Source organism: Nocardioides sp. Z24_21 (genome assembly GCF_058134345.1).
Window position 1 is genome coordinate 42,008 of sequence record NZ_JBYTTH010000002.1, and the last position, 12,145, is coordinate 54,152.

The 12,145-nt window shown below is 74.5% G+C and carries 13 protein-coding genes; 9 read left to right on the plus strand and 4 right to left on the minus strand.

Annotation, left to right across the window (positions count from 1 at the left end):
- The first annotated feature begins 65 nt into the window (after nt 1-65).
- The 3 genes from AC3X7Z_RS06565 to AC3X7Z_RS06575 are packed head-to-tail and all read left to right on the plus strand — an operon-like array spanning nt 66 to nt 3,498.
- Nucleotides 66-1,151, plus strand: a complete 1,086-nt coding sequence (locus tag AC3X7Z_RS06565; protein WP_489975412.1) for a hypothetical protein — start codon at nt 66-68, stop codon at nt 1,149-1,151.
- Nucleotides 1,148-2,311, plus strand: coding sequence for a hypothetical protein (locus AC3X7Z_RS06570; protein ID WP_489975413.1), 1,164 nt, complete (start codon nt 1,148-1,150; stop codon nt 2,309-2,311). The genes AC3X7Z_RS06565 and AC3X7Z_RS06570 overlap by 4 nt, the downstream gene beginning before the upstream one ends.
- Nucleotides 2,308-3,498, plus strand: coding sequence for a hypothetical protein (locus tag AC3X7Z_RS06575; protein ID WP_489975414.1), 1,191 nt, complete (start codon nt 2,308-2,310; stop codon nt 3,496-3,498). The genes AC3X7Z_RS06570 and AC3X7Z_RS06575 overlap by 4 nt, the downstream gene beginning before the upstream one ends.
- 143 nt (nt 3,499-3,641) lie before the next feature.
- Here the strand turns inward: AC3X7Z_RS06575 and AC3X7Z_RS06580 are convergent, their stop codons facing one another.
- Entirely contained in the window at nt 3,642-4,319 is a 678-nt protein-coding gene (locus tag AC3X7Z_RS06580; protein WP_186339760.1) for an EcsC family protein, read from the minus strand.
- A gap of 139 nt (nt 4,320-4,458) precedes the next feature.
- Between AC3X7Z_RS06580 and aat the strand changes: the two genes are divergently transcribed.
- From aat to AC3X7Z_RS06595, 3 genes are all read left to right on the plus strand, one after another.
- Nucleotides 4,459-5,145, plus strand: a complete 687-nt coding sequence (gene aat / locus AC3X7Z_RS06585; protein WP_489975415.1) for a leucyl/phenylalanyl-tRNA--protein transferase — start codon at nt 4,459-4,461, stop codon at nt 5,143-5,145.
- 75 nt (nt 5,146-5,220) lie between these two features.
- Nucleotides 5,221-5,700 (plus strand): hypothetical protein, encoded by a 480-nt coding sequence (locus AC3X7Z_RS06590; RefSeq protein WP_186339762.1) that lies wholly within the window; start codon nt 5,221-5,223, stop codon nt 5,698-5,700.
- Between the two features lie 75 nt (nt 5,701-5,775).
- A complete protein-coding gene (locus AC3X7Z_RS06595; RefSeq protein ID WP_489975416.1) occupies nt 5,776-6,165 on the plus strand; it encodes a ClpX C4-type zinc finger protein in 390 nt (129 codons plus the stop codon).
- Between the two features lie 142 nt (nt 6,166-6,307).
- On the opposite strand, the gene AC3X7Z_RS06600 is transcribed toward AC3X7Z_RS06595, so the two are convergent.
- Nucleotides 6,308-7,189, minus strand: a complete 882-nt coding sequence (locus AC3X7Z_RS06600) for an Fpg/Nei family DNA glycosylase (RefSeq protein ID WP_489975417.1) — start codon at nt 7,187-7,189, stop codon at nt 6,308-6,310.
- 55 nt (nt 7,190-7,244) lie between these two features.
- On the opposite strand from AC3X7Z_RS06600, the gene AC3X7Z_RS06605 reads away from it, so the two are divergent.
- Both AC3X7Z_RS06605 and AC3X7Z_RS06610 read left to right on the plus strand, forming a co-directional pair.
- Complete coding sequence (locus AC3X7Z_RS06605; RefSeq protein WP_489975418.1) at nt 7,245-7,403, plus strand: hypothetical protein; 159 nt, start codon at nt 7,245-7,247, stop codon at nt 7,401-7,403.
- 57 nt (nt 7,404-7,460) lie between these two features.
- Complete coding sequence (locus AC3X7Z_RS06610; RefSeq protein WP_489975419.1) at nt 7,461-8,666, plus strand: ATP-binding protein; 1,206 nt, start codon at nt 7,461-7,463, stop codon at nt 8,664-8,666.
- A gap of 6 nt (nt 8,667-8,672) precedes the next feature.
- Here AC3X7Z_RS06610 and AC3X7Z_RS06615 read toward each other — a convergent pair whose 3' ends face one another.
- Nucleotides 8,673-10,091: a dihydrolipoyl dehydrogenase family protein gene (locus AC3X7Z_RS06615; RefSeq protein ID WP_489975420.1), complete on the minus strand. Its 1,419-nt coding sequence runs from the start codon at nt 10,089-10,091 to the stop codon at nt 8,673-8,675.
- Nucleotides 10,092-10,277: 186 nt separating this feature from the next.
- Here AC3X7Z_RS06615 and AC3X7Z_RS06620 point away from each other — a divergent pair, with 186 nt between their 5' ends.
- Entirely contained in the window at nt 10,278-11,261 is a 984-nt protein-coding gene (locus tag AC3X7Z_RS06620) for a TerC/Alx family metal homeostasis membrane protein (RefSeq protein WP_489975421.1), read from the plus strand.
- On the opposite strand, the gene AC3X7Z_RS06625 is transcribed toward AC3X7Z_RS06620, so the two are convergent.
- Nucleotides 11,230-12,069 (minus strand): endo alpha-1,4 polygalactosaminidase, encoded by an 840-nt coding sequence (locus tag AC3X7Z_RS06625; protein ID WP_489975422.1) that lies wholly within the window; start codon nt 12,067-12,069, stop codon nt 11,230-11,232. The genes AC3X7Z_RS06620 and AC3X7Z_RS06625 overlap by 32 nt on opposite strands.
- Nucleotides 12,070-12,145: the final 76 nt, after the last annotated feature.

Here is a 12,145-nt window from a genome sequence, read left to right on the forward strand (position 1 = left end):
CCCCGACGGCGCGATCGGCCGGCCGCATCGCACGGCACCATCCCGGCTCGGGCACAATCAGCCGCATGAGCCGCGTCGTCCACCTCCACATCGGCGCCCCCAAGACCGGCACGACCTACCTCCAGGACCGGCTGCTGCTCAACGCCTCCTCGCTGGCGCGGCACGGCGTGACGATCCCCAGCCCGCGGGGCGGTCGCTCCGACATGTTCCACTTCCGGGCCGCGCTCGACCTCCTCGAGCAGGACTGGGGCGGTGCCCCCGGCCACGCCCAGGGCGCCTGGGAGTCGATGATGCGCAAGGTGCGCCGCGCCGACGGCAACGTCGTGATCAGCCACGAGATCCTCGCCGGCGCCAAGCCCGACAAGGTGGCCCGGGCGATGAACGACCTCGCCGGCCAGGAGGTGCACGTCGTCTACTCCGCGCGCGACCTCGGCCGGCAGCTGCCCGCGGCGTGGCAGGAGTCGATCAAGCAGGGCCGCAAGTGGCCCTTCAAGCGCTTCCTGACCAAGGTCGAGCGCAGCCAGACGTGGTTCTTCAACGCGATGGACCTCCCCACGGTGCTCGCGCGCTGGGGCGCCAAGATCCCCCCGGAGCGGGTGCACGTCGTCACCGTCCCCCACGACCGCGGCCCCAACGGCGACGAGCTGTGGCTGCGGTTCTGCCGGGCCTTCGGCATCGACCCGGCGTGGGCCCCGCTCGACTCCGAGCGCGACAACCGCTCGCTGGGCATCGCCGAGACCTCGCTGCTGCGCAAGCTCAACCGACGCCTCGAGCTCGGCGTGTGGCGCGACCCGGCGTACGACGCGCTGATCCGCGAGCTGCTCGCCCAGCAGGTGCTCGTCTCCCGCACGGCGGTCCCGGTCCGGCTCCCTCCCGACCGCTACGGCTTCGCCGAGGAGCAGGCCGACCTGTGGATCGACTGGATCAGGGGCAGCGGCGTCGACGTGATCGGCGACGTGGAGGACCTGCGCCCGCGCCGGCCCGCCGAGGGCGAGAAGTGGAAGGACCCCGACCGGGTGCGCGCCAAGCTCGAGCTCTCCGCCGCGCTCGACGCCCTGACGGTGATGACGCAGGAGGCAGCGGCCCGCGCGTCCTCCGACTCCCTCGGCGGACGGCTGCGCGACACCGCGCGTCGGCTGCGCGACCGGTGACGCGCCCCGCGGGGGCCGTGCCCGGCTGGATCGCCCACCTGCGCGCCGGCGGCACCACGCCCTGGCTGGAGTGGACCGGCCCGGACCTCGACCCCGTGTCCGGCCCGGGCGCCGGTCGCCCGGCTGCCGGGCGCGCCCTGCCCGGCGCCCAGCAGCTCGAGCTGCTGCGCCGCGTCAACGTCGCCCGGGCGAGTGCCGGGGGCGCGGGCGCCGATCAGGCCTCGCCCGAGCTGGCCGACCGGGTGCTCGCGGCGCCGGCCGCCGGGCGCGGCAAGGCCGACCTGCCGCTCGTCGGGGCCGCGCCGGCCGCGTTCGGTCCCCGCCCGGTCGACCCGGCGACGGTCGGCGAGCACGAGCTGCTCCGCGTCGCCGCCTCGCTGCTGGCCGACGACCTCGTCGCGCTCGGCGCCGACCCGGTCCGCCCCCGCCTGTCCCGGCCCTGGCGCCGCCGCTACCGCCTCGTGGGCGACCCGCTGGTCGCCACCGCCACCCGCGAGCACCTGCTCGCCCGCGGCCGGCCCGAGGGCGGCCCGCGGGCCTTCGTCGTGGCGGTGGGCGGCCCGCTCGACGACCTGCTCGTCCACGCCTGGACCCAGCGCTGCTTCGAGCACGGCAGCCGTCCGTGGATCGACTGGCTGCGCTTCTGGCGCCAGCGCGACCAGCTGCCGGCCCGGGTCGACCTCGCCGACTCCGTACGACGCTGGGGCGGGCGCCGGCCGTTCGTCCGGGTGGTGACCGACCTCGACCAGCTGCCGCGCCAGGTCGGCGTGCGCCGGCTGCCGGCGGTGCGGGTGCCGGGCGCCGACCAGGCCGAGCTCGCGCGTCGCGTCGCGGCCGTCGTCGGGCTGCGGGTGCCGGTCGCGGAGCGTCCCGCGCTGATGCGCACCCTGCAGCGGCGGATCCCCGACACCGGGGTCGCGCCGGTCGGCGTACCCGCCGCGGAGCACGACTGGGTGGTCGCGTCGGCGGCCCGCACCACCCGCGCGCTGACCCGCGCTGGCTACCCTGTCGTGGGCGACCTCGCCGACCTCGCCCCCCGCGGGTCCGAGCGGGCCGGTGCGGACGCCCCGGACGACGGACAGGTGCTCGACCTGGCGATCCGGATGATCGTCGACCCGCGCTGGCGCACGGGCGCGGCGGAGAGGACGGTGGAGCGGTGAGCAGGCGGGTGCTTCTGCACGTGGGCTGCCCCAAGACGGGGACGTCCTACCTCCAGGACGTCCTCTTCCGCAACCAGGCGGTCCTCCGCGAGCACGACATCCTCTACCCGGCCGACCGGTTCGACGCCCACTTCCTGGCCGCGCTCGACCTGATGACGCTCCCGTGGGGCGGCATCGAGACCGAGGCCGTCGGCGCGTGGGACCGGCTGGCCGAGCAGGTCCGGTCGTGGCACGGCACCTCGATCATCAGCCACGAGATCTTCGCGCGGGCCACGCCCACGCAGGTCGAGCGGGCGCTGGCCTCGCTCCGCGACGCCGAGGTCCACCTCGTGCTGTCGGCGCGCGACCTGGTGCGCCAGGTGCCCGCGGAGTGGCAGGAGAACGTCAAGCACCGCAGCCACATCACCTACGCGCAGTTCCTGCGGACCATCCGCGACCCCGCCCGCGACTCGCGGATCGGCTCGTGGTTCTGGGCCGTGCAGGAGGTCCCCGACATCCTCGACCGCTGGGGCTCCTCGCTCCCGCCCGAGCGCGTCCACCTCGTGACGCTCCCGCCCCCGGGTGCCGACCGCGGCGAGCTGTGGCGCCGGTTCTCGCGGACGTTCGGCCTCGACGGGCTGCCCCTCGACCTGACCGCCGAGCGGGAGAACCCGTCCCTCGGCGTCCCCGAGACCGCGCTGCTGCGCACCATCAACGAGCGGGTCACCTCGATCATCGCGCCCCCCGACTACCGCCCGCTGGTCCGCGAGACGCTGGCGCACCAGACCCTGTCGCGGAGCGTGACGTCCGCCCGGCTCGGCCTGCCGCCCGACGACCACGCGTGGGCGCGGGAGCTCTCCGAGCACTGGATCGAGGTGCTCGCCGCGCGCGGCTACGACGTGGTCGGCTCGCTCGACGACCTGCGCGGCCCCGACCTCGGCACGTACGCCGACCCCGACGCCGTCACCGCCGACGAGCTGCTGCCGCCGGCGCTCGACGCGATCAGCGCCCTGCTCGTGGAGGCCGCCCGCCTGCGCGCGGTCGAGGAGCGGCTCCACCGCGAGCTGCACGAGACCCGCGAGCAGCTCGACCGGGCCCGCGCGACCCCCGCCTACCGGGCCAGGCGCAAGGTGGTCACCACGCTCGAGGAGACCGCCGCCGGCCGGGGTTCGCTCGAGGTCTACCGCCGGCTCCGCCGCCGCGGCTGACCCGGGCTGGTCGTTCTCGCGGCTCGCCGTTCGCCCTCGTCGGGTTGTCGAAGTCCCCGCTCGAGCGGGGACTCCGACACCTGGAGGGGGTTGCAACGGCCTCCAGGTGTCAGACCGGGCCACCAGGTCGGGACCCGAGGGGCTCAGGCCCGGCGCGCGAGCAGCTCGCGGTCGGCGTAGCGGCCGATCCGCCAGGTGGCGAAGCCGTCGGCGCTCATGCCGACCACACCGCCGATGACCGGCACCCGACGCCCGAGCGTGGTGGCCAGTCGCTTGCCCGCCACCCGGGCGATGATGTCGGTCGCCACGACGGCCGAGATGCTGCCGTCCAGGGTGGGGTCGTGCACTGGGGCGGTGGCCAGCGCCATCGGGGTGCTCGGCAGGCGGCGCTTCCTCACCATCTCGTCGACCTGGTCCTCGCCGAGCAGCACCGCGAGGACGGCGTTGCGTACGCGCGGGTCGGCGAGGTCGTGGCCGCGGAGGTGGGCGATGCCGGCGACCATCCGGCACTGGATGATCGCCAGGCCCGTCACGTTGGCGGGGATCGTGACCGCCATCGTCACCAGGCCACCGACGTTGGTGGCGAAGCCCTGGGCGCCGGCGATGCGCACGTTGTTCTCGATGACCTCGTGGATCGCCCGCTCGACGTCGCCGCGCTGCTCGCGCAGCTGCTTGTCGGCGGCGACCGCGGCGGGAGCGAGCGGGCCGATCCCGTCGATCGCACGGTTGAGCGCCTCGCGCACGAACCCGCCCGTCAACCCCGGCGCGAGCTCCTGGATGCGGGGGGCGAGCTGCCGCCCCACGGTCTGCTTCAGGCCCATGCCCCGATCGTACGGCCGGCGTCCCACCCGGCGTCCCACCCGGCGTCACCCCGAGGCGGGTGGGCCGCCCCAGCGTCCCCGGTCCTTGCCGAGGTGTCCGGCGCGCGGGCCGGTTGGACCGTTCGCTACCGTGCGAAACGTGCCCATCGCCCCCGCTCCGACGCCGTGGGGCTTCCCCCCACGCTCGACGTGGGACCCGGACGACGACCTCGTCGCCCTGGGCGCCGACCTCGAGCCGGGCACCCTGGTCACCGCCTACGCCCTCGGCCTCTTCCCGATGCCGGTGACCCTGGACGGCGAGGAGCACCTGGGCTGGTTCTCGCCCGTCGAGCGCGGGGTGCTGCCGCTCGACGGGCTGCGCGTCTCACGCTCGCTGCGCCGCTCCGCGCGCGACTTCGAGATCCGCATCGACACCGCGTTCGACGAGGTCATCTCCGCGTGCGGCAGCCGCGATCGCCCCGACGGCTGGATCACGCCCGAGTTCCGCCACGCCTACGCGCGCCTGCACCGCCTCGGCTGGGCCCACTCGGTCGAGGCGTGGCGCTACGGCGAGCTCGCCGGCGGGCTCTACGGCGTCAGCGTCGGCGGCCTCTTCGCGGGGGAGTCGATGTTCCACCGCGAGCGCGACGCGTCGAAGGTGGCGCTGCTGGCGCTGGTCGAGCTGATGAGCGACCGGTACGCCGACCGGCGGGTGCTCGACGTGCAGTGGCAGACCCCCCACCTGGCCTCGCTGGGCGTCGTACGACGCCCGCGCGAGGACTACCTCGAGTCGCTGGGCCGCTGCCTCGACCTCCCGCTCCCGGAGCCCTTCGGGATGGACGAGTAGGGACGGTCGCGAGAGGGTGGACGCCCGCGCGACGCGACTGCCTGGTGGGACGTGCCCCACCGGAGGGGACCCGAGATGACCATCCATGCCCGGCTCGGTCTGGCGGGCGCCGCGGTGCTGCTCGCAGCCACCTCCGCGTGCGGGGCGGGCGAGCCTCCCACCGACGCCGACGAGGACCGCTTCTGCGACACGGCCGACAGCCTGATGTCCGGTCTGCTGCCGGAGGACCCGACCGACTCCGAGCTGCCGAGGGACGAGGACATGGCGCGCGCCGTGCGGGACTGGGGCGCGCGGATGGAGGAGGTCGGCACCCCGGCTGGCATCCCCGACGAGGCGCGCAAGGGCTTCGAGGCGGTCGTCGAGCAGGCCAAGGGGATGGACGCCTCCGACTTCTCGCTCGAGACCCTGAGGGAGCTCGAGGGCGGCGGCGCCGACTCCTCGGAGCAGGTGCAGGCGCAGACCGACGCCTTCGGCGACTACCTGGCCGAGACCTGCGGCGACCCGATCGACGACCTCGAGATGCCCGAGCTCGAGGGTCCGGACGCCGTCGGCTGACGACCGCGCCGGCCGGCGTCGGGGCCGCGGCCCGGGCCGTACGATGTCGCGCAGTGCCGGTGAGGGAGGAAGTGGATGGCGATCGCGCGCGAGGGCAGGATCTGCTCGTTCTGTGGCGAGCCCGGAGGACCGGACACCGACCTGCGCCTGATCGGCGGGCTCGGCGCCCAGGTGTGCGAGCGGTGCGTCGACGACTTCCATGCGCTCCTCCACGACGAGGCCAGCTGGCGGGCCGCCCGCGCGGAGATGCCGTGGGAGCGGATGGGCCAGGCCGAGCTGCTCGCGACGCTGCCGCGGATCCTCGCCTCGGCCGAGCAGAACGTCGCGTTCGCCCAGGAGTGGGTCGACCTGCTCCGCGAGCGTGCCATCTCGTGGGCGGAGATCGGGCGTGCGCTGGGCGTCTCGCGACAGGCGGCGTGGGAGCGATTCTCGCGCCGGACGCCCGACAAGGGCGCCACGGCGTGAGAGGATCCCTCTCGTCAGGCTAGGCTTGACGCGCGAGGTGCCGGTAGGGCTGTCACGGGGGTGGGCCTGACCGGCGCCTTCGCACCACGGGCCCCGACAGATGTCGCCCGTGCCCCAGGACGGCCCAGGACGATGACGGCGGCTACTTCAGCAGCCGCGACATCCGGCGGTCGGCGAGCGGCTTCCCGCCGGTCTGGCAGGTCGGGCAGTACTGGAGGCTCGAGTCGGCGAACGACACCTCGCGCACCACGTCGCCGCAGACCGGGCAGGTCTGCCCGGTGCGGCCGTGCACGGCGAGGTTGCTCTTCTTCTCGCCCTTGAGCTCGCTCGCCGCGAGCCCGCTGGAGCGCTGGACGGCGTCGCCCAGCGTGTCGCGGATGGCGCCGTAGAGGGTCTGGAGCTCGGTCTCGTCGAGGCTGTTGGCGGGCTTGAACGGTGACATCCGCGCGGCGTGCAGGATCTCGTCGGAGTAGGCGTTGCCGATGCCCGCGACGATCGACTGCATGCGCAGCACGCCCTTGATCTGCTTGCGCCCCTCGGCCTCGAGGATGCGCTGCAGCGCCTCGACGGTGAAGTCGTCGGACAGCGGGTCGGGCCCGAGCCGGGCGACCCCCTCGATCTCCTGCGGGTCGCGGACGACGTAGATCGCCAGGCCCTTGCGCGTGCCGGCCTCGGTGATGTCGAGACCCGGCTGCGCGTCGAGGTCGGGGTCGTCGATGACGATCCGGGCGGCGAGCGGGTTCTTGCTGTTGGGTCGCGCCGGCAGGACCGGCACCTCGTCGCGCCAGCGGATCCAGCCCGCGCGGGCGAGGTGGATGACCACGTGCACCCCGCTGGCGTCGATGTCGAGGAACTTGCCGTGGCGCGTCACCGAGTCGACCAGCGTGCCGTGCAGGGCCTGCAGCGGCGGGTCGAACGTCTTGAGGGCGCTGAAGGCGGCCAGGTCGACGCGGCTGATGGCGCGGCCCACCAGACGACCGCGCAGGTCCTGGACGAGGGCTTCCACCTCGGGCAGCTCGGGCACGCACCGAGTCTAGGCAGGTCTTCTCGGATCGAGGTGGTGCGCGTGACCATGGCCCATGGTCCAGCCGCGCGTGCCTCGCACCGGGACGGTCTTCCTCGACCGCCGCGGCGACGACCGCTCGCTCCGGGTCACGTGGCACGAGGAGTCGCAGCTCGTGGTGCTGTCGCTGGGGCGTGACAACGTCTGCGCCGGCCGGAGCCCCGAGGCGGGCTGACTCGCCCACTATCGGGCGATCTAGGGATCGGCCTAGACGCGCCGATAGCGTGTGATCGTGGACCCGATCCGGAACCCCTACGCCCCCGGCGCGGGCCAGCGCCCGCCCGAGCTCGCCGGCCGCGACGAGCAGCTCGCGGCGTTCGACGTGGTGCTCGAGCGGGTGGCCAAGGCGCGCCCCGAGCGCAGTCTGGTCCTGACCGGCCTGCGCGGCGTCGGCAAGACGGTGCTGCTCAACGCGCTGCGCGGCGCGGCCGTACGCAAGGGCTGGGGCACCGGCAAGCTCGAGGCCCGCCCGGGGCAGACCCTGCGGCGCCCGCTGAGCAGTGCGCTGCACCAGGCCGTGCGCGAGCTCGGCCACGGCGACGAGGAGTCCGTCGACCACGTCCTGGGGGTGGTCAAGTCGTTCGCCCACCGTGACGCCGGCGTGGGCGCGAAGTTGAAGGACCAGTGGAGCCCCGGCATCGACGCCGCCGCCGTACGCGGTCGGGCCGACTCCGGCGACATCGAGATCGACCTCGTCGAGCTCTTCACCGACCTGGGCGGTCTCGCCGCCGACGTCGGCAAGGGCGTCGCGGTCTTCATCGACGAGATGCAGGACCTCGGGCCCGACGACGTGTCCGCCCTCTGCGCCGCCTGCCACGAGCTCAGCCAGTCGGGGCTGCCGGTCATCGTCGTCGGCGCCGGGCTCCCGCACCTGCCGGCCGTGCTGAGTGCCAGCAAGTCCTACAGCGAGCGGCTGTTCCGCTACCAGCGCATCGACCGGCTCTCCCGCGAGGCCGCAGACCGGGCGCTGGAGGCCCCCGCGGCCGACGAGGACGCGGCCTACGAGCCCGACGCGCTCGCCGCGATGTACGACGCGACCGGCGGCTACCCCTACTTCATCCAGGCCTACGGCAAGGCGGTGTGGGACCTCGCGCCACGCTCGCCGATCACCGCCGCCGACGTCGCCGTGGCGGCGCCCGAGGCCGAGTCGGAGCTGGCCGTGGGGTTCTTCGGCTCGCGCTACGAGCGGGCGACGCCGGGGGAGCGCGACTACCTGATGGCGATGGCCGACGTCGCGATCGCGCAGGCCGCCGACGGCGAGGCCGAGGGCGACGCGGTGCTCAGCGCCGACGTCGCCGCCGCGCTCGGCAAGAAGCCGCAGTCGCTCTCGCCCGCGCGCGACTCGCTGCTCAAGAAGGGCCTCGTCTACTCCGGGGAGCGCGGCCGCATCGCGTTCACCGTCCCCCACTTCGGGCGCTACCTGCGCGAGCGCGGCTGAGATCGCTCAGTCGACGGGCGGGGGCGTCCGCAGCTCGCGCGGCAGCTCCTCGAGCAGCCGCAGCCAGAGCTCGGCCGCGGTCGGGAACGACGCCACGGCGTGGCGCAGCACGTGCACGGGCACCCCGCCCGTGATCGCCACGGTCGCGGCGTGGAGCAGCTCGCCCGCGCGGACGCCGACGAAGGTCGCGCCGAGCAGCAGGCGCGTACGCCGGTCGACGACGAGCTGGGCGTCGCCGACCACGTGGTCGCGCAGCAGCGCGGTGCCGGAGGCGGACGACGTCGGCACCCGGCTGACCACGACGTCGTGGCCGGCCGCGCGCGCCTCCGCCTCGGTGAGCCCGACGCTCGCGACCTCGGGCTCGGTGAAGACGACCTGCGGCACCGGCGCCTCGCGGTCGGGCTCCCAGGCGACGTCGTCGGCCGCGGCGGCTGCGATCCGGGCGCCGACGAGGCGGGCCTGATGCTTGCCCCAGTGGGTCAGCGGCGGGCCGCCGCTGGCGTCGCCGACGGCGTGCAGCCACTCCGGCAGCCGCCCCGACGTCACGTCGTCGGGGGTCAGTCCCACCGACGACAGGCCCAGGTCGTCGAGGCGCGGGGTCCTGCCGATCGCCAGCAGCACCTCGTCGGCCTCCAGCTCGCCGCCCGAGGTGGTGAGCGTGACGGTGCCGCCGTGGACGCGTCCGGTGCCGGTCGCGGCGGGGTCGGAGCGGCGTACGGACTCGACGGAGGTGTCGAGCAGCACCGTCACGCCCCGCTCGCGCAGGCTCGCCAGCACCGCCTCGCCGGCGAACGGCTCGGTCCGGTCGAGGAGCCGCGGGCCGCGGACGACGAGGGTGACCGCCGAGCCGAGGGCGCTCATCCAGGTCGCCGCCTCGCAGGCCACCACGCCCCCGCCGACGACCGCCAGCCGGTCGGGCACCTCGACCACGCCCGTCGCGTCGCGCGAGCCCCACGGCAGCGCGTCGGCGTAGGCGTCGGGGACGCGGGCATCGCTGCCCGTGGCGATCACGACCGCCCGTCGTGCGCGCAGCAGCAGGTCGCCGTCGGCGGAGGACACCCGCACGGTCCGCTCACCGCTCAACCGGGCGTCGCCGCGCACCACGGCGATCCCGGCACCGCCGGCCCACTGCGCCTGCCCGGAGTCGTCGTAGTGGGAGACCCACGTGTCGCGGCGCTCGAGGAGCGCCTTGGGAGCGACCCGCGCGGTCGAGACGCCGGGCAGGTCGCCGGTGACGTCGGCCGCGGCGACCGGGCGCAGCAGGGCCTTGCTGGGGATGCACGCCCAATAGCTGCACTCGCCGCCGAGCAGCTCGCGCTCCACGATGGCGGCGGTCATCGTGGTGCCCTCCACGGCGTACTGGGCGGCGTTCTCGCCCGCGGGTCCGCCCCCGATGACCACGACGTCGTACTCGACTGTCTCCATGCGGGGACGATACGGCGTGCCGCCGCCCAGGTGGGTGGCGCTTGCACCTTCAACTACCATGTGCCGTCGAGGGGAGTACCCCATCAACCATCGCCGGTCACTACGGCGCCTCCGCAGGCGCCCCGGCGGAGACCACGGCAGGGCCGCGGCGGGAGAGACCTCAGGAGCTCATTCCTGAGGAGACCCATGTCGTCCATCGCGTCACCCACCCTGTGGTTCATCACCCTCGCGGCCGTGCTCGCGCTGCTGGTGGTCGACTTCGTCGCCACCCGCCGCCCGCACGAGGTCTCGATGCGCGAGGCGATCGCGTGGTCGGCGTTCTACCTCGCCCTGCCGCTGGCGTTCGGCCTCTACGTGTGGACCACCCACGGCGGCGACCGCGGGCTGGAGTACTACACCGGCTACCTGGTCGAGAAGACGTTGAGCGTGGACAACCTCTTCGTCTTCATGCTGCTGCTCGCGGCCTTCGCGGTGCCCGAGGTGCTCAAGCAGCGGGTGCTGCTCTACGGCATCGTCGGGGCCCTGGTGCTGCGCGGCATCTTCATCGCCCTCGGTGCGGCCGCGCTCTCGCGCTTCGACTGGGTGTTCCTGGTCTTCGGCGCGATCCTGCTCGCCACCGGCGCCAAGCTGCTGCGCGACGCGATCCGCGGGCAGGAGCACGAGGTCGACGTCGCCCAGATGCGCGTGGTCCGCGTGATGCGCCGGATCATGCCGGTCTCCGACAGCTACGAGGGCACCCGCTTCACCGTCGTGCGCGACGGCGCCCGCGCGCTGACCCCGTTCGCGCTGGTGACGGTCGCCGTGCTCGCCACCGACATCGTCTTCGCCGTGGACTCGGTGCCCGCGGTCTACGGCATCACCGGCGACCCCTACCTGGTCTTCGTCACCAACGCCTTCGCCCTGCTCGGCCTGCGCGCGCTCTACTTCGTGCTCGAGGGCGCCCTCGGCGCGCTGCGGCACCTGAGCTACGGCCTGGCCGCGATCCTCGGCTTCATCGGCGCCAAGCTGGTGCTGCACTGGGCCCACCTGGTGTGGCCGTCGGTCCCCGACGTGCCCACCCTCGCCTCCCTGGTGGTCATCGTCGCCATCCTCGCCGCGACCATCGCCTCGAGCCTGTGGGCCAACCGCCGCGAGCGGCTCAGCACCAGCGACGTACGCCAGCGGGTGTGACGCCGCGGTCGCGCAGCACGACGGCCAGTCGGTCGCCGTGCTCGCGGCACGTCGCGGAGAAGTCGCGGGTCCGGTACTCCACGACCAGCACCCGGTCTCCGAAGGAGTCGACGTAGCGGTCGCACTCCGCATATCGGCCGCACTCCTCGGCGACGGCGAAGTCGAAGCCGGCCTGCGTGCCGTCCCAGTCGGCCCAGTTCTTCTGGCCCGCGGCCAGGCCGACCCGGTGGGCCTCCGCGACGAGCAACCGGGCGAACGCGCGCGCGTGCCGCGCCCGGATCAGCCCGCGGCTGCGGGAGAAGGAGTCGAGGTTGTCGTACTCCACGGCGTCGAAGCCGTCGCGCGCGCAGCCACGGGTCCAGCGCCCGACGATGCGGGCCAGCCGCTCGCGCGTGGCGGGGGTGCGGATGTCGAGGAGCCGCTCGCCCCACGCCTCGTCGACCACGGGCCGGCCGCCGTGGGTGAGGAGCAGATCGGCGTGCCGGCGCCAGAAGCGTCGCTCTCCGGGCTGGGTCTGGAAGCCGTTGACGTAGCAGACGTTGTAGCGACCCGGAGCGGGCTCGGCCGCCCGGTCACGCACCACGATCCCGACGTGGTCGGGCAGCGCGGCGACGCCGCCGAGCTGGTAGTCGACGTCGGTGCCGACCGGCAGCGGCACCGGCAGCGGCACCGGCAGCGGCTCGGCGTATGCCGCCGGGGCGAGGGTCACGGCCAGCAGGAGCGCGGCCAGCAGGGCACCGGTGCGTCGTACGCCCGGTCGCGGGCGCGCGCGACGGTGGACGCGGACTCCTGGCCTCGGTGACGGCATGGGCACAGTCTGGGTGCTGCCGACACCCCTGTCAGTCGGCGGCGACGCCGACAACGTCGTTGCCGTGACCGGTGAG